General features: G+C 61.2%; 15 protein-coding genes. 3 read left to right on the top strand and 12 right to left on the bottom strand.

The genetic code is table 11. From position 1 onward, the window contains the following. The first annotated feature begins 352 nt into the window (after positions 1-352). Positions 353-940: a M35 family metallo-endopeptidase gene (locus ACTJLB_RS01265; RefSeq protein WP_440782218.1), complete on the top strand. Its 588-nt coding sequence runs from the start codon at positions 353-355 to the stop codon at positions 938-940. A 773-nt stretch (positions 941-1713) separates the two neighbouring features. On the opposite strand, the gene ACTJLB_RS01260 is transcribed toward ACTJLB_RS01265, so the two are convergent. From ACTJLB_RS01260 to ACTJLB_RS01225, 8 genes are all read right to left on the bottom strand, one after another. Beyond that, the gene (locus tag ACTJLB_RS01260) at positions 1714-3003 is read right to left on the bottom strand and encodes a dienelactone hydrolase family protein (RefSeq protein ID WP_087751676.1); all 1290 of its coding nucleotides are present in this window, start codon (positions 3001-3003) and stop codon (positions 1714-1716) included. 641 nt (positions 3004-3644) lie between these two features. After that, positions 3645-4112, bottom strand: coding sequence for a YchJ family protein (locus ACTJLB_RS01255; protein WP_440782498.1), 468 nt, complete (start codon positions 4110-4112; stop codon positions 3645-3647). Between the two features lie 15 nt (positions 4113-4127). Then, complete coding sequence (locus tag ACTJLB_RS01250) at positions 4128-5264, bottom strand: acyl-CoA dehydrogenase family protein (protein ID WP_088173228.1); 1137 nt, start codon at positions 5262-5264, stop codon at positions 4128-4130. 12 nt (positions 5265-5276) lie between these two features. Further along, positions 5277-5954: an SDR family oxidoreductase gene (locus ACTJLB_RS01245; protein WP_440782217.1), complete on the bottom strand. Its 678-nt coding sequence runs from the start codon at positions 5952-5954 to the stop codon at positions 5277-5279. A 46-nt stretch (positions 5955-6000) separates the two neighbouring features. Continuing rightward, entirely contained in the window at positions 6001-7209 is a 1209-nt protein-coding gene (locus ACTJLB_RS01240; RefSeq protein ID WP_440782216.1) for an acetyl-CoA C-acetyltransferase, read from the bottom strand. Beyond that, the gene (gene can, locus ACTJLB_RS01235) at positions 7202-7978 is read right to left on the bottom strand and encodes a carbonate dehydratase (protein ID WP_020067124.1); all 777 of its coding nucleotides are present in this window, start codon (positions 7976-7978) and stop codon (positions 7202-7204) included. The genes ACTJLB_RS01240 and can overlap by 8 nt, the downstream gene beginning before the upstream one ends. Positions 7979-8072: 94 nt before the next feature. Then, the gene (gene aceK / locus ACTJLB_RS01230; protein ID WP_408413692.1) at positions 8073-9920 is read right to left on the bottom strand and encodes a bifunctional isocitrate dehydrogenase kinase/phosphatase; all 1848 of its coding nucleotides are present in this window, start codon (positions 9918-9920) and stop codon (positions 8073-8075) included. A 220-nt stretch (positions 9921-10140) separates the two neighbouring features. Then, the gene (locus ACTJLB_RS01225; RefSeq protein ID WP_020067122.1) at positions 10141-10554 is read right to left on the bottom strand and encodes a MerR family transcriptional regulator; all 414 of its coding nucleotides are present in this window, start codon (positions 10552-10554) and stop codon (positions 10141-10143) included. A 125-nt stretch (positions 10555-10679) separates the two neighbouring features. On the opposite strand from ACTJLB_RS01225, the gene ACTJLB_RS01220 reads away from it, so the two are divergent. After that, on the top strand, positions 10680-11750 hold the full coding sequence (locus ACTJLB_RS01220) for an MBL fold metallo-hydrolase (RefSeq protein ID WP_408419552.1): 1071 nt from the start codon (positions 10680-10682) through the stop codon (positions 11748-11750). Positions 11751-11835: 85 nt separating this feature from the next. Here ACTJLB_RS01220 and ACTJLB_RS01215 read toward each other — a convergent pair whose 3' ends face one another. After that, positions 11836-13422 carry an ABC transporter substrate-binding protein gene (locus ACTJLB_RS01215; RefSeq protein WP_440782214.1) on the bottom strand — a complete coding sequence of 529 codons (1587 nt, stop codon included), beginning with the start codon at positions 13420-13422 and terminating at the stop codon, positions 11836-11838. A gap of 30 nt (positions 13423-13452) precedes the next feature. Here ACTJLB_RS01215 and ACTJLB_RS01210 point away from each other — a divergent pair, with 30 nt between their 5' ends. After that, positions 13453-13578: a hypothetical protein gene (locus ACTJLB_RS01210; protein ID WP_440782213.1), complete on the top strand. Its 126-nt coding sequence runs from the start codon at positions 13453-13455 to the stop codon at positions 13576-13578. 98 nt (positions 13579-13676) lie between these two features. Here the strand turns inward: ACTJLB_RS01210 and ACTJLB_RS01205 are convergent, their stop codons facing one another. Genes ACTJLB_RS01205 through ACTJLB_RS01195 form a run of 3 tightly spaced genes read right to left on the bottom strand, consistent with a single transcriptional unit; the run spans position 13677 to position 15927 of the window. Beyond that, the gene (locus ACTJLB_RS01205; RefSeq protein WP_440782212.1) at positions 13677-14495 is read right to left on the bottom strand and encodes a cobalamin-binding protein; all 819 of its coding nucleotides are present in this window, start codon (positions 14493-14495) and stop codon (positions 13677-13679) included. Positions 14496-14498: 3 nt separating this feature from the next. Then, entirely contained in the window at positions 14499-15272 is a 774-nt protein-coding gene (locus tag ACTJLB_RS01200) for an SDR family oxidoreductase (protein WP_310065880.1), read from the bottom strand. A 16-nt stretch (positions 15273-15288) separates the two neighbouring features. Continuing rightward, positions 15289-15927 carry a thiol:disulfide interchange protein DsbA/DsbL gene (locus ACTJLB_RS01195; RefSeq protein ID WP_020067117.1) on the bottom strand — a complete coding sequence of 213 codons (639 nt, stop codon included), beginning with the start codon at positions 15925-15927 and terminating at the stop codon, positions 15289-15291. Positions 15928-16040 lie beyond the last annotated feature (113 nt).

Raw genomic sequence — 16040 nt, 5'->3', positions numbered from 1 at the left:
TCCGTGATTCGGCCACATACGCTGCACGACGAGCAGTTTGCGCTTACCGATTCGACAGGCCGCCCCCTCGTGGGCGTGCGCTATCGTGTTCGCCTCAACGAGGCAACCATTGCGAGTGGTGTCACGGACGCGAGCGGAAAGACGCAGCGCATATCTACTGACGGGATGAAGCGCCTCTATTTCGACGTGGCGCAATCACTTGGAGACGGTGAATATTCTGACCGACAGTAGCGGACCGCGATCAGATCAGCACAGGCCTTCAACTACGAATAGACAATTGAGAATGCCAGAAGACACCAAATGGATAACGGTCCACGATACTGCCTGCACTAATACGAGCCCCGATTCGTGCGTGGACGTGGTTCTTGATCCGACGCCGATCTGCTCGAATATGACCAACAGGGAATTTAGGGACGTGTTTGTTTCGAGCCGCGCCACGGCCGTAACGTTGACTCATAATCGCATTAAGTCGCTTGCCCGATGGGATTACAGCGAGCAAGCGCGCGCAAAGAAATGGTTCGGAAGTTCAAGCGAAGAAGTTCGCGCCGCGATGACGGTCGGCCTGCCCAAATTGCTTGATGTAGTCCGGAATTTGAAGCCCGAGAACGTGATCAGATGGGACCAGCAGAGGCAACGAAACATTACTTGCACGGTATTTCCCGACAATGGTTCGACTGACGCTGCGGTATGCAAGCCAGACAGCGCCAGGCGCATCATTGCAATCTATCCGCACTACTGCACATCGCCGGAGGCGCAATTGTGGAAGGGTAACAAAGTGTTCACACTCATTCACGAGTGTACACATTTCACAGACGTGTTCGACTCAACGGACGACATGTACGGCATCAGTGTGGGATTGTCGCTGTGGGCGCAAACCAACCCTGGAAAAGCGATCAAAAACGCTGACAGTATCACCTGCTATGTCGGCTTTGAAGACTAGGCGAAATATGCGCAAGAGGTTGTCGTTTTCGAAAGCCGCGACTCTTGTGTTCGCGTCCTGGATCGGACTCGCGACTCACTATGGATATGCGTGCACTATCTCGGAAGACATGGCAGATAGCTTGCCACTGAACTCCGTCGAGATACCGAATGCAGATCGCATGAGAATTGCCGACATGGTAATAGCGGCACGTGAATGGCCGGACGTTGAAATTCGCGGAATCGTATATGCCGGAGGGTATATTGAGGAACGCGACCCAAGTACGGTCGCAGATCAGAGGGCGTCGGCGTTGCGGGCTTATCTAATTCAACTTGGAGTTAGGGAAAGCAACGTTTGGGTGGATAAGAGAACCATTAAGCATCCTGACGTTGATCGAGCGGGAAACAAGACACTGAATCAGATCGCCGTGACATTGGTCCCGATATGCGCCGGAGGTTGTGAACGCCTTTGCAACGATCAGCGTGTTTCACCGAACAGCAAGATCATTAAGTAGGCTTGCACCCGAGCAGCGGACGCAACTCCTTTTAGGTCATCGAAAGGTGATGGCACCTCAGCCTGGACGTTTGGTCTTCACGATGGAAAGTGCAGCCACTTCGCTGGGTTGGCAGCACAGAGGAATGCAAGAAAGGCCCACCAAGCGGGCCTTTAAGAAATTCAAACGAGGGGCAGCAAAGAACAGGCAGACGCCTTGAGAACGTTGGCGGTATCTAAAAACCGATACCCTACTTATGCCCTAAACCGCTGCGCATCTGAACCAGAACCCAATCGCAACATCACTCGCGACTGGCAATAGCCCGCCGTGCTTCGTCGGCAGAAGATCCGGACCCGCCGGTGGCACCACTATCCGCCGTCCGCGAACCTTGATCGCCCCAGACGACAGAACTATCGACGGCATACAACCGGCACGGCGCGGAACTCTGTTTCTGGCAATTAGCAATCGCGACCGACATCGGATCGTCGCCGCCCTCGGCCCACGACCATGCGCCCGTGTCGGACACCGCAAATGCGCGGCTCGGATACTGATGCAAGAAGTTGCGATAGCCGTTGCGTCCAGCTTCGTCGACATAGGGCACCGCGTCTACGGCATCTACTGAAGCAAAGCCGCTTGCTTTGGGCGCCGAAGGATCCGATACCCGGTACTGCACGCCCGTGGGCATGCCGACGCGGGCGAGGAAGGCCTCGACGGCCGGCCACCACACATGCACGCCGTCGCGGTCGCCGACGAGCCGATGTGCGTCGTTCTTGTAGCTGCCGTAGTCGACCATCTTCGCGCTTGCGCCGTGCGCTACGTACGCCGAGTACATTCCGGCCACGAGTGGCGCATTCCACACTGAGTCGTTGTCGCCGTACATCCACAGCGACGGCACTTTCGTTTTGTCGCCATACGCGCCGAATGCGCGCGTCAGGTTGCCCTGCCAGTCGCCGCACGCGTCCTGCCGCAAGCCGCCCGAAAAGTTGATCAACGCGCGCACGCCCGGTGCGGCCTCGGTGCCGTAGGCCAATGTCGCGAGACCGCCGTGTGACGTGCCGGCCACCACGATGTGTGACGCGTCGACGTAGGGCTGCTTCGACATGTAGTCGACGGCGGCCGCAACATCGCCGGCCTGTGACATGCCGTTGCGTTCGACGTCGCAACCGTCCTGATGATAGACGCCGCCCGACTGGCCAAAACCCTGGCGGTTCGGTGCTACGACCACATAGCCGCGGCGCACGAATTCGCGCGCGAGCGGCAGCGGGTCGCTGCGCTCCTGCATACGCGGATCGCCGGGAATCTTGCCGTGATTGAAGACGATCATCGGGAACGGGCCTGCGCCGTCCGGCTTGTAGACCGTTGTCTGAAGCGTGATGTCACCGTCGGCATCGACGGGTATGCGGATAATCTGTTGATTCAGGCGCGCGGTGGGCAGATAAACGTCGTCCTGGAGCGCGATGCGCGGCACCTGCGCGCGGGCGAGGGGTCCGGGCTGGGCGTCCGCGAGCGGATTCGCCTGAGCGACTGCGACAGCGCACGTGGCCGCTGCACAAATCACCGCACACTTCGTAAGGACCTTGCTCAACACCATTCACGCACCTGCCTGAAAAGACTGCCTGGACATCTCATGTCCGTTCATCGAAACACGCGGCCGACATTCGCCTTTCGTGCACGTTTGCGACAAACAAAAAGATGCTCACGTACGCATTGCGCGAAGCGCACGCACGTCAATCGAGATCGCACGGGATAAACCCAACGGCCGACGCGACCCCACGCGCCGATGATGAACGCCACGTCTGCCGCCGGGCGCCGCAGCCGTAACCGTTTCTATCTGGTTATCGGCCGAGCGCCGGCGCGGCTTGCGGAACCCTTACCAACTGGTCCTCGCATCGCGGCGTCACGAAGCAACGACCTCATCCTGGCACGACAATTTTGTTTTGTGCAATCAAGGAGAACCCGCGACGAAAAAATTGCTGCATCGCGCGAGGGCTTGCATGGCGGGCGTGGACTCGGCGCGGCGCGCGCTGGGGGCGGCGGCAGATGGGCCCTTGAGGGTCCTTGGGCAGGCGCTGGCAAGCCGTTGCGCGGCACCGCAGCGCGCCAGGTGAGCAAAGGTAAGGCGAGGCCTGTGGCGCCGAGCCAACGGAAGAAAACGACGCTTCTATGGGGCCATATGCGATGGCGCCGCATTATCCGCAGCCGCGCGGCCAGATAATAGAAAGGCGCTGAAAGCTACTCGCTTACATCGCCGTCGACGTAGAGCCAGCGTCCTTCGTCGTTGCAAATGAAGCGGCTCAACTCGTGCAGCCTGTGCGCGCGGCCCGCAACCTTGTATCTGGCGACGAATTCGACCGTCGCGTGACGCGGATCGATCTCCGCGAACGTCTTGATCTGCAGTCCGAGCCAGCGAGGAGCGTCGGGCGCCGACACGTCGTCGTCCAGATCGGCGGGGCAGGTTTGCGGCGCCCAGGTCGCGCGCAAATAGTTCGTTGCGCCGACAACATAAGCGCTGTAACGCGAGCGCATCAGTTCCAGTGCGCGCGGCGCGACCTCGCCGCCGTCGATGTAACGACCGCAGCACTGCTCGAAGCGCGGCGCTCTTGCGGCGCTCGCCTGGCTCGGAACCGCGCCGCCGCATGGGCAGTCGGCGGGCCGCTGCGCGGACGACTTGTGACTGTTTTTCGAACTCATCGAAGTCATCAAACTCATCGAACCCTAGCCGAGACCGCGCGCGATCAATATTTTCTGAATGTCGCTCGTGCCTTCGTAGATCTGGCACACGCGTACGTCGCGATAAATCCGCTCGACCGGAAAGTCGCTGAGATACCCGTAGCCGCCGTGGATCTGCAGCGCCGCCGAACAGATCCGCTCGGCAGCTTCCGACGCAAACAGTTTCGCCATAGCGGCTTCCGTAAGACACGGTTGACCGGCGTCCTTCAGCGACGCCGCGTGCCAGATCAGCTGACGCGCGGCTTCCAGTTGCGTCGCCATGTCGGCGAGGCGGAATTGCACCGCCTGGTGCGAAAAAAGCGGCTGACCGAAGCTCTCACGCTCTCTTGCATAGGTCAGCGCGGCCTCGTACGCGGCGCGAGCCATGCCGACGCTTTGCGCAGCGATGCCGATGCGCCCGCCTTCGAGCCCCGACAGCGCGATGCGATAACCCTCGCCTTCCGCGCCGATCAGATTCGCGGCCGGCACGCGGCAGTCTTCGAAGATGATTTGCGCAGTGTCCGACGAATGCTGGCCGAGCTTGTCTTCGACTCGCGCGACCACGTAACCCTTGCTGTCGGTCGGCACGATAAACGCGCTGATGCCGCGCTTGCCCGCCGCCTTGTCGGTGACTGCCATCACGATCGCAACGTCGCCGTTTTTGCCGCTCGTGATGAACTGCTTGACGCCATTCAGCACGTAGGCGTCGCCGTCTTTGTCCCGTGTAGCGGTGGTGCGCAGCGCCGACGCGTCGGAGCCGGCTTGCGGTTCGGTCAGACAGAATGCGCCGAGCATTTCGCCGCGCGCGAGCGGCGTGAGCCACTCACGCTTTTGCGCGTCGTTGCCGTAAGTCAGCAGGATGCTGCATACGGGGCAATTGTTCACGGAGATCGCCGTGGATGTCCCGCCGTCGCCCGCGGCGATTTCCTCGAGAATCAGCGCGAGCGCGAGCGCGTCCATGCCGGCGCCGCCGTAGGTTTCGGGCACCAGCACGCCGTATGCGCCAAGTTCCGCGAGTTGACGGTGAACGTCCTTCGGGAACGTGCGCTCGCGATCCCACGTCGCCGCGTACGGCGTGACTGCTTCGCGCACGAATGTGCGCAGCGCGTCGCGGACCATCAGGTGGTCCTGATCAAGCACCATGAGCGTGTCTCCTCACCATTCCAGCGGCGTGCCGTCGTATTGATAAAAGCGGCCATTGAACGCTTCGCGCGACGCGGCGGCCTGCTTGAGCACCTCGCGCATGCCGGCGACGCTGCGCGCGGGGTCGATCGCCGCCTGCGCGCCGCCCATGTCGGTTTGCACCCAGCCGGGATGCAATGACACACACGTGGCGCGCTGCGCGTCGAGCGACGCGAGTTTGAGCGCGTCGTTCAACGCCGCCTTGCTCACGCGATACAGCCAGCCGCTCGTGCCGCTCGTTTCACCGATGCTGCCCATCTTGCTCGAAATCACCGCGAGCACGCCGCCTGATTCTTCGACGAGCGGCAGCAGGATCGGCATCAGCTGCATCGGGCCGCGCACGTTGGTGTGCATGACATGGTCGAAGTCTTCGGCGGTGATGGTTTCGATGCCTTCGGTGCGCGGGCCGTACACGCCCGACACAACGATGGCAAGGTCCACATGCTCGCCATCGAGCTTCCAGCCGAGCGCGGCGATATCCTCCGGCTCGGTCACGTCGACGGAATAGGTTTGCGCGCCATGCTGAGTGAGGGTGTCGAGCGCGGCGCCGTCGCGCGCGGTGGCGAGCACCCGCCAGCCACTATGTTTGTACTGCCGGACAAACTCCTGGCCGATGCCGCGCGATGCACCGACGATCAACACTGTCTTCATGATTCACCTCAGACCAAGTGACACGCTTGAACGTACGTACTACGCGTCAAATCAGTTCGATACCCATTGCAGTCGCTTCGCCGCCGCCGATGCACAGCGTCGCGACGCCGCGCTTACCGCCGCGCTGTTTCAGCGCGCCGATCAGCGTGACGAGAATACGTGCGCCCGATGCGCCGATCGGATGGCCGAGCGCGCATGCGCCGCCGTGCACGTTGACCTTGTCGTGCGGCAGCTTGTGCTCTTTCATCGCCGCCATGGTCACCACGGCGAACGCTTCGTTGACTTCGTACAGATCGACTTCGTCGGCGCGCCAGCCGTTCTTCTCGAACAGCTTGCGAATCGCGCCGACCGGCGCAGTGGTGAATTTCGCCGGCTCCTGCGCGAAAGTCGAGTGGCCGACCACGCGCGCAATCGGCGTGACGCCGAGACGCTTGGCCGTCGATTCGCGCATCATCACGAGAGCCGCGGCGCCGTCCGAAATCGACGACGAGTTCGCTGCCGTCACCGTGCCGGTTTTGCTGAATGCGGGCTTGAGCGTCGGGATCTTTTCGAGGTTCGCCTTGAACGGCTGTTCGTCACGATCGATGGTGACTTCGCCTTTGCGGCTCTCAACCTTCACCGGTGCGATTTCCCACGCGAACGATCCGTCTTCGTTCGCGCGCTTCGCGCGGTTCAGCGATTCGACGGCGAATGCGTCCTGCGCGTCGCGCGTGAAGTCGAACGAAGCCGCGCATTCTTCCGCGAACGTGCCCATCAGGCGGCCTTTTTCGTACGCGTCTTCGAGGCCGTCGTAGAACATATGATCGATCACCTGGCCGTGACCCATGCGCATGCCGCCGCGCGCCTTCGGCAACAGGTACGGCGCATTCGTCATGCTCTCCATGCCACCCGCGACGATCACGTCCACCGAGCGGGCGGCCAGCATGTCGTGCGCGAACATCGCCGCGCGCATGCCGGAGCCGCACATCTTGTTGACCGTAGTGCTGCCGGTTGCAAGCGGCAGGCCGGCGCCGAGCGCGGCCTGGCGTGCGGGCGCCTGGCCGAGGCCGGCCGGCAGCACGCAGCCCATCACCACCTCGTCGATCTGCTCGGGCTTGAGGCCCGCGCGTTGAACCGCAGCTTCGATCGCCACCGAGCCGAGTTGCGGCGCCGTCAGCGACGCGAAATCGCCTTGGAACGCGGCCATCGGCGTGCGCGCCGCGCTCACGATTACAACTGGATCAGCCGTTGTGCCGTTCATTTTTGTCTCACTCATGTTTTAGCTCCTTGATCACACCTTCGACGATAGCCGGCACGTCGCCAAGCTGGGCCGCATCGGCGGCGACCACGTCGTTGTCCGCCTGATGCGCGCGGCTTGCCGACACGGCGGCGACGCAGCGCTGGTAAGTTTCATCGAGCGCGGCCGCGTTATTGATCGTCATGCCGAGGTCGCGCACCTTGCCGTCGTGCACGCCGTACGCCCAGCCGTGCACGGTCAGTTCCTGGCCGCGCGCCCATGCATCGTTGATGATGGTCGTGCGGCACACGTTCACCACTTGTTCCAAAGCGTTCAGTTCGACGAGACGCCGGTGACGCGCCTCGCCGAGCGGCCATTCGTCGAGCAGCGCGGCATGCTTCGTCCGCACGTCCTGCACGTGATGCAGCCAGTTATCCGCGAGACCCACGCGGCGGCCGTGCAATGCCGCGCCCACGCCCGAACAGCCATAGTGGCCGACCACCATGATGTGCTTGACCTTCAGCAGATCCACCGCGAACTGGATCACCGACAAACAGTTCAGATCGGTATGCACCACTACGTTTGCGATGTTTCTATGCACGAACACTTCGCCCGGCGGCAAGCCGATGATCTGGTTGGCCGGCACGCGCGAATCGGAGCAGCCGATCCACAGATACTCGGGCGTCTGCTGATGCGCAAGGCGCGAGAAGTACTCGGGATCTTCGGACAGTTTGCGGGCAACCCACGCGTCGTTGTTGTCGAACAGATGAGCGAGCGGGTGAGCGGGGTTGGAAGCGTTAGTGTTCATAAAGCGTCTTGGCGGTTATTCGACCGTTTGAGCGGCCGGGTCGTTACGTTAGATTCGGTGTCGTACGAGCGTCATTCATGCGGCGTGCGAGCCGCTATGCGACTCTTACGCTGCGCTCGTTCTCTGGCGCTTGCGCGGCGTCCTGAGCATTCGGTGCGTTGGATGCCGTATCGGCAAAGCGTTCCGGGTAGCGGATGCAGAAGCGCACGTTGCTGTCGTACGGGAAAAAATCGGGCAGTTCGCCTTTCAGTAGATGGTCCTTATGCTTTTGCCACAGCGCGGGATCGAAGAAGTCGGCGTGATGCTGCAGGAACGAGCGGCGCACGCGTGGGTCGCCGAGCAGGAAAGTGCCATACGTCTCCGGGAAAATGTCGTGCGGGCCGACCGAGTACCACGGCTCGCCTGACATTTCGTCTTCCTCGTTACGCGGCGCGGGCACCGCTCGCACGTTGCAATCGGTCAGATATTCGATCTCGTCGTAGTCGTAAAACACGACACGGCCGTGGCGCGTTACGCCGAAGTTCTTGTACAGCATGTCGCCGGGGAAAATGTTCGCCTGCATCAGTTCTTTTACCGCGTTGCCATATTCCTTGATGCCGTGATCGACGTCGTTGTCGCTGCCGTTTTGCAGGAACAGATTGAGCGGCACCATGCGACGTTCGATGTACATATGGCGAATTACGAGATTGTCGCCGTCGTATTCGAGCAGCGACGGCACTTCCTTTTCCAGTTCGCGCAGGAGCGCTTCGTCGAGTCGCGAAAGGGGCAGCGCAACGCTCGAATATTCGAGCGTGTCCGCCATGCGGCCCAGGCGGTCGTGCCGTTTCACCAGCTGATACTTCTCCTGGATCTTCGCGCGCGTAGTTTCTTTCGGCGGCGGGAAGTTGTCCTTGATCAGCTTGAACACATACGGAAACGAGGGCAGCGTGAACACCAGCATCACGAGCCCTTTGATGCCCGGCGCGATGATGAACTGATCGCTCGAATGCGACAGGTGATGCAGCAAGTCGCGATAGAACAGATTCTTGCCCTGCTTCTGCAAGCCGACTGACGTGTAGATCTCGGCCTTCGGTTTGCCCGGCATGATAGTGCCGAGGAATTCCACATAAGCGGACGGCACTTCCATATCGACCAGGAAGTACGAGTGCGAGAAGCTGAAAATGATCAGCAACTGTTCGCGCTTGAGCAGCACGGTATCCAGCGCGAGCAAGCCCGGCTGCACGTGGCGCAGCGGCACCGCGAACGGCAGCAGCATATCGCCGTTGATAATTCTGCCGACGATATACGCCGACTTGTTTCGGAAGAACAGCGACGAAAGCACATGAATCTGGAAGTTCGGCGCTTCGTCGAATGTACCGAACGAGTCGTGAATGGTCTGCATCACGCAGCCGACGTCGCGCGTCAGATCTTCGAACGGCGGCTCCAGCTGGAAGTTCGTGACGATGCGCTCGAGCGTGGCGGCGAGGCCATCCTTGCCGGGATAGTACGCACGGTAGGTAGGCTTTGCCGCGGGTTCGTCGTTCTCGATGTATTCCGTCGAGATCGCCGGGCGCACGAAGATGAAGTCGTTGTTGAAATACGAGCGATGCAGGATTTTGCAGCAGACGGAATTGAAGAACGTTTCCGCGCACTCGGGCTGACGATGCGTGGTCAGCAACCCAATGTAGTGCAGCTTGATCTGCTGCCATACTTCGCTGTCGATATTCTCCGCGTCGTACTCGTCTTCGAGCAGCGCGACGCATTCTTCCACGCGATCGTCGTATGAAGTAATGCGCTCGCGAGCCAGCTTTTGCAGACCGTGCCAGTCGCCGCTTTCGAACAGCGCCTTGGCGTGGATCGCCGCGTCGCGAAAGATCCGGTAGTGCCGGTTGAATCCTTCGAGCAGCGTTTCCGCGACGTCAAAGCCGATTTGCGACGACAACAGTTTGGGGAAGTGATTCATGTCGACCGTGCATTCGTCTCATGTCGTGAAGACACCCGTGATTGTATCGTTCGAGTGCGCCTTCGACGCATTGCGCCAACCGGTTGATGACCCGCCGCCACCTGAGCGTTGCAGGGCACTCGCCGACTTTTCCGACTAACTCCGCTCAATGCTCCTGTTCCGCATCGTTACACGGCTCAACTTGCGGCAAAAAACTGCTGGGCGGCGGTTCTCCGCCCGCTTACGCGGGCTTGGCTTCACGTGCCTTGTGCGTGCCGTTCTCGAGCAGCGCCCGCGCCTGAGCTTCATATTGCGCGAGGTCTTCGAGCGTCGCGTTCAGGTCTTCCAGTTGACGCTCCAGCACGTCGCGATGACGCGCGACCGTGGCGAGAAACGCTTGCAGTTGCGGCACCGTGTCAGTTGGCGATTCATAGACGTCCAGCAGATCGCGAATCTCGGAGAGCGTGAAACCAAGCCGTTTGCCGCGCAACGTGAGCTTGAGCCGCGTGCGGTCGCGGCCCGAGTAGACGCGCCGCAAGCCGCTCGAACCTTCGCGGCTCGGCGAGAGTAAACCCTGATCTTCGTAGAAGCGGATCGCGCGCGGTGTGACGTCGAACTCCCGCGCGAGCTCGGTGATCGTGTATTGCGTGTTCATCGGGACATTCAGTAACCGGGCAAAAAATCGGATTGAACGATAGAATCGACGTTTACGTTATCGTCAACTTGGGTTGAATGCAACCTGCGGCAAGTACGCGGAACGCGTGGAGGAAGACATCCGAAATGAATGCGCTCGAACATCAACTCGACTATCCGTTCAAAGACACATTGCCCGAACCCGGCCACGCGCAGGAAGTCGTACCCGGCGTCTTCTGGGTGCGGATGCCGCTGCCGTTTGCGCTCGACCATATCAATCTCTGGCTGCTGCGGGATCAGATCGACGGTCAGGACGGATGGACGGTGGTCGACTGCGGAATCGCGTCCGACGCGATCAAGGAGAACTGGGAGACGGTGTTCGAGTCCGTGCTCGGCGGTTTGCCGGTGCTGCGCGTGATCGTCACGCATTGCCACCCGGACCACGTCGGTCTCGCGCACTGGGTTTGCAGCGGCGGTGACAAGAAGCGCTGGGACGCCCGCCTATGGATGACGCTCGGCGAATACATGCAGGCTCGCGTGATGGCGGCGGGCGACGGCTCGAACGCGGGCGGCGAGGGCGCTGCGCGCCACTTCGCGCTGCATGGCGTGACCGACGAGGCGTCGCTCGACAAGCTACGCAGCCGCCAGAGCTATTACGCGAACCTGGTGCCTGAAGTCCCCGACCAATACCGACGCTTGCGCGAAGCGGATGCCGTCAGGATCGGTGGCAAGACGTGGCGCGTGGTGACGGGCTTCGGTCACTCGCCGGAGCACTGCGCGTTGCATTGCGAGGAGATCGGCGTGCTGATCTCCGGCGATATGGTTTTGCCGCGCATATCGACGAATGTGTCGGTCTTCGCGATGGAACCGGAGGGCTCGCCGCTCGCGCTGTATCTGGAATCGCTTGCGCGCTACGAAGCAATGCCCGAGGACACGCTCGCGCTGCCCTCGCATGGCAAGCCGTTTCGCGGCGTGCGTACGCGCGTGAGGCAGCTGCGCGAACATCACGACGCGCGTCTCGCCGAAGTCCGCGAGGCGTGTGCGCAAAAGCCGCAAAGCGCGGCAGATATCGTTCCGCTAATGTTCAAGCGCGAGCTCGATATCCACCAGTTGACGTTCGCGATGGGCGAGGCGCTCGCGCACTTGCATCTGCTGTGGCTGGCGGGCGCGCTAAAGCGCAGGCTGGATGCGGATGGAGTGATGCGCTTTTCGGCGTGATGGTTCGCCAAGTTTGAGACGTCGACAAAAAAGCCCGGGGCTTTCGCCTCCGAGCTTTTTTTACGCTTCAGAGCGCAGCGAGTGACTACTGCACGGCCACCGTTCCAAAGTTCTGTCGTCCAAACGGACTCACGTGATAACCGCTCACGTTGGTTCGCGTGATAGCCGCGGCAGTCGGATAGCCGAGCGGAATCCACAGCGCCTGATCGTGGATGATCTGCTGCGCGGCCTGATACGCTTTCGCGCGTTTGGCCTGATCGGGCGTGGACTTGCCGTCGGCGATGAGCTTGTCGAGATCCTCATTGCAGAAGCGCGCGAAGTTGATGCCCGACTTCACCGCGTTGCAGCTAAAGAGCGGCGACAGGTAATTGTCCGGGTCGCCGTTGTCGCCGGCCCAGCCCATGAATAGCGAATCATGCTGGCCCTGCTTGGCCTGCTTGATCAGTTCGCCCCATTCGATCACTTTCACGTCCGCCTTCACGCCGATCTTGGCGAAGTCCGCCTGAAGCAGTTCGGCGCCGGCCTTCGGACTCGGATTCAGCACGCTGCCGTTCGGGCGTACCCAGATCGTCGTTTCGAAGCCGTTCGGATAGCCCGCGTCGGCGAGCAGCTTTTTGGCCTTCGCGGGATCGTACGGCCACGCCTTCACTGCCTTGTCATAGCTCCACGTATTCGGCGGATACGGATTGACCGCCGGCGTCGCGGTGTTGTCGAAGACGGTCTTCAGATACGTGGTGCGGTCGAACGCCATGTTCAAAGCGGCGCGCACTTTCTGATTGTCGAGCGGCTTTTTCTGCGTGTTCAACGCGACGAACGCGGTCATGAATGCAGGCGTTTGCACAATGGCGAGCGACTTGTCGCCCTTTGCGTCGGCGAGATCCTGCGGCTTCGGCGACAACGCAATCTGGCATTCGCCCGCCTTCACCTTCTGCGCGCGCACCGTGGCGTCTGGCGTAATTGCGTAGATCAGACGGTCGATCTTCGGTTTCGTGCCCCAGTAGGACGGATTCACGTCATAACGGATCACCGCGTCTTTCGTGTAGCTCTTCAGTTCGAACGGACCTGTGCCGATAGGCTTCGAGTTCAGATCGACCTGCTTGCCGGCCTTGAGCAACTGATCCGCGTACTCGGCGGAATAGATCGAGGCGAAGCCCATGGTGAGGATCGACACGAAGGTCGCGTCCGGTGCATTCAGTTCGAACTTGACGGTGTTGTCGTCGACCTTGCTGATCGACTTGATGAGCTTCGGCAATCCCATCGACTGAGCATGCGGGAAGCCGCTCGCGCCCGCCACCTTGTGCCACGGGTTACTGTCGTTCAGCATGCGGTCGAACGTGAAGACGACGTCGTCGGCGTTCAGCGGCCGGCTCGGCTTGAAGTAGTCGGTGGTCTGAAACTGCACGTTCGGGCGCAGGTGGAACGTGTAGGTGAGGCCGTCCGCGCTCACGTCCCATTTGTCGGCCAGCGACGGCACCACTTTCTTTGCGGCTTCGTCGTATGAGACCAGCGAATTGAAAATCACGTCAGCCGACGCATTCGTCGTGACGAGCGAGTTGAACTGCACGACATCGAAGCCGTCGGGGCTCGACTCGGTGCAGACGGTCAGCGGTTTGGCGAGCACGAGCGCGGGCGCTGTGAACAGTACGGCGGCTGCGAGCAGTTTGAAGCGCATAAGATCTCCGATAACAAGCGCAGTCAGGCAGTGCGTCTGGTTTCTGGTTATGTTCCGTTGACGGGCGACGGCGGCGTGGCCGTCGACTTCATTTTGATACGTTTCCAGCGCTCGCGCATGACCGGCATCAGTCGGGACCACCTGGTGATCGACTGACGGACCAGGCGCGCGCCGGCCTTCGCGAAAGCTTATCGAAGGGCCGTTGCGACGACAACAACATAATCCGCATATTCATATGGAGTCGCGCCGCGCGCTCATGCGGACCAGGCCTGCTTCACTAGATAAGCGATGCCGTCGATAGCGCGCGCGCCGTACCACGACACCATCTCGCCATCGATCAACTCAATGCGCTTGCCGGCCATTCGCGGATCGCTTTTGAGCGCATCGCAATGTGCTTGCGTGAAGCGATATGGCTCGCTTGAAAGCAGAATACGGTCGACGCCGGCAAGCCACGGCGAGTGGTCGAAATCGAGCGCCGGATAGCGGGCCGCGCCCGCGGCTCCGCCTTGCAAGTCGGGCAGCGTGTGCCAGTTCACGAGGCGCAGCATCGCGGAAATGTAAGTGTCGCGCGCGACGGTCATCCATGGTTCGCGCCAGATCAGATACAGCACGTTCTGCGCAGCAAACGCGCGTGAGGCGGCCTCGTGCAGACGCGCTTCAAGCATTGCGGCGAGACGCTGCGCTTCTTTATCCCGATCGAAAATCGCGCCCAGCAGCGCGTAGAGCGAAAGGTTATCGTGCGGTGTCTGCGGATGCGTGACGACGACGTGCGGCACGAACGCGCGCAACTGTTCGACGGTGTGGCGCTCGTTCTCGTCGATATTGACGATCAGATGCGTAGGTTGCAGCGCACGAATCGTTTCGATATTCACCGCTTTCGTGCCGCCGACCTTGGGCACGTTGCGAACCTTGTCGCGCGGATGCACGCAGAAGCCGGTGCGTCCGACGATCTGCGGTTCGAGGCCGAGAGCAAACAGCAATTCGGTGATGCTCGGCACCAGCGAGACGATGCGCGCGCCGGCACCCGCTTTCTCGTGCGCGACGCCGGTTGCATCGACTGCACGCAGTGACATGATTTACTCGGCGACGGCGCGCGGCTTGCGCGGCGCGCGTTCGAACACGCGGTCATAGAGCCAGCGCGGCGCTATATGCAGCAGCATTGCCACGACGCGCATCTGCCAGGGGAACACAGCGTAAGCCGTGCGACGCTCGATCGCACGCGCCGCCTTGGCGGCAAAACGATCGGCGTCCATCAGGAAGGGCATGCTGTACGGATTGTGCGCGGTCATCGGCGTGCGGACATAGCCAGGAGCGATCGTGACCACGCCGACGCCGAGCGGACGCATCTCGACGCGCAGCGCTTCGAGATACTTCGCCGCCGCGGTTTTCGACGCGCTGTACGCACCCGAGCCGGGCAAGCCGCGCACGCCTGCTACGCTGGCAATGCCGACCAGCGTTCCGCGCCTGGCCGCGATCATGGGCGCGGCGAACGGCTCGAATGTGGCGACCACGCCGAAGTAGTTGACGTCCATCACTTCGCGGAACGTGCGCAGATCGCCTTGTCCGGTGACCGCGCCGCGGCTCACGCCGGCATTGGCGATTACGATGTCCGGCACGCCGTGCTGCGCGATGAATTGCGCGGCGGCATCGGCGAGCGCCTCGGCGTCACGGACGTCGACGGAATAGATGGAAATGGGGTTCTGCGGATGAGACCGCTGGAAGGCAGCAAGGGCGTCGCCGCGGCGGGCTACCAGGCCGAGAATCGCGCCGCGCCGCGCATATTCGGCGGCGAGCGCGAGGCCGATTCCACTTGACGCGCCGGTAATGAAAACTTTCAACGGTGAGCTCATTCCGGCGCCTCGGGTTTTACATCTTCTTTGCGCGAACCTGCTGGACCAGGTAGTCGAGCACCTGCACGGTGCCAGGCAGGCTGTTGGTGGCGGCCGGGCCGGTTTCATACTTGCCCTGGACTGCGATAGTCGGCACGCCGTCGATCTTGTAGTCCTCGAGCAGCTTCTTGTCTTTCTGCAACGCGCTTTGCGTCGAGAAAGAGTTGTACGCGTCCATGTACTTCTTCGGATCGACGCCGTTTTTGGCGAGGAATTTGGCCTGATCTTCGGGCGTCAGCAGATAGTTTTTATTGACGTGGATTTCGTTGAAGACTTTCGGCGTGAGTTGTGTGGCGAGACCCAGTGCGTCGAGCGCGTGATACATCTTGGAATGCGGAATGAAGTCGTCGCGGAAGGCAACCGGCACGCGCTTGAACACCACGTCGGCACCTTGCTTCTTCACCCATGCTTCAAGGTACGGGTTGAATTCGTTGCAGTGCGGGCAGCCGTACCAGAAGAATTCGGTGACTTCGATCTTGCCGGCGGGCACGTCGGTGGGCTGCGCGCTCGGCAACACCGTGTAGTCCTTGCCCGCGACCGGCGCCGTCGGCGATGCGTGCGCCGTGGCTGCGACGAGCCCCAGCGAGAGGAACAGAATGCTCAGCAGTTTTTTCATGTTTTGTTGACCCAGGTAGGCGTAAAACAGTGGCGCCACGCAAATGCCCGTCACCGTTTTTAAAGTCGGCGTTCGACGGTTCTATCGTCCGTCGTGCTCAATCATGCTTATCT

The sequence above is a fragment of the Paraburkholderia sp. 22098 genome (genome assembly GCF_052045935.1).
Classification (GTDB): Bacteria; Pseudomonadota; Gammaproteobacteria; order Burkholderiales; family Burkholderiaceae; genus Paraburkholderia; species Paraburkholderia caledonica.
This window is presented reverse-complemented; position numbering and strand designations above follow the sequence as displayed.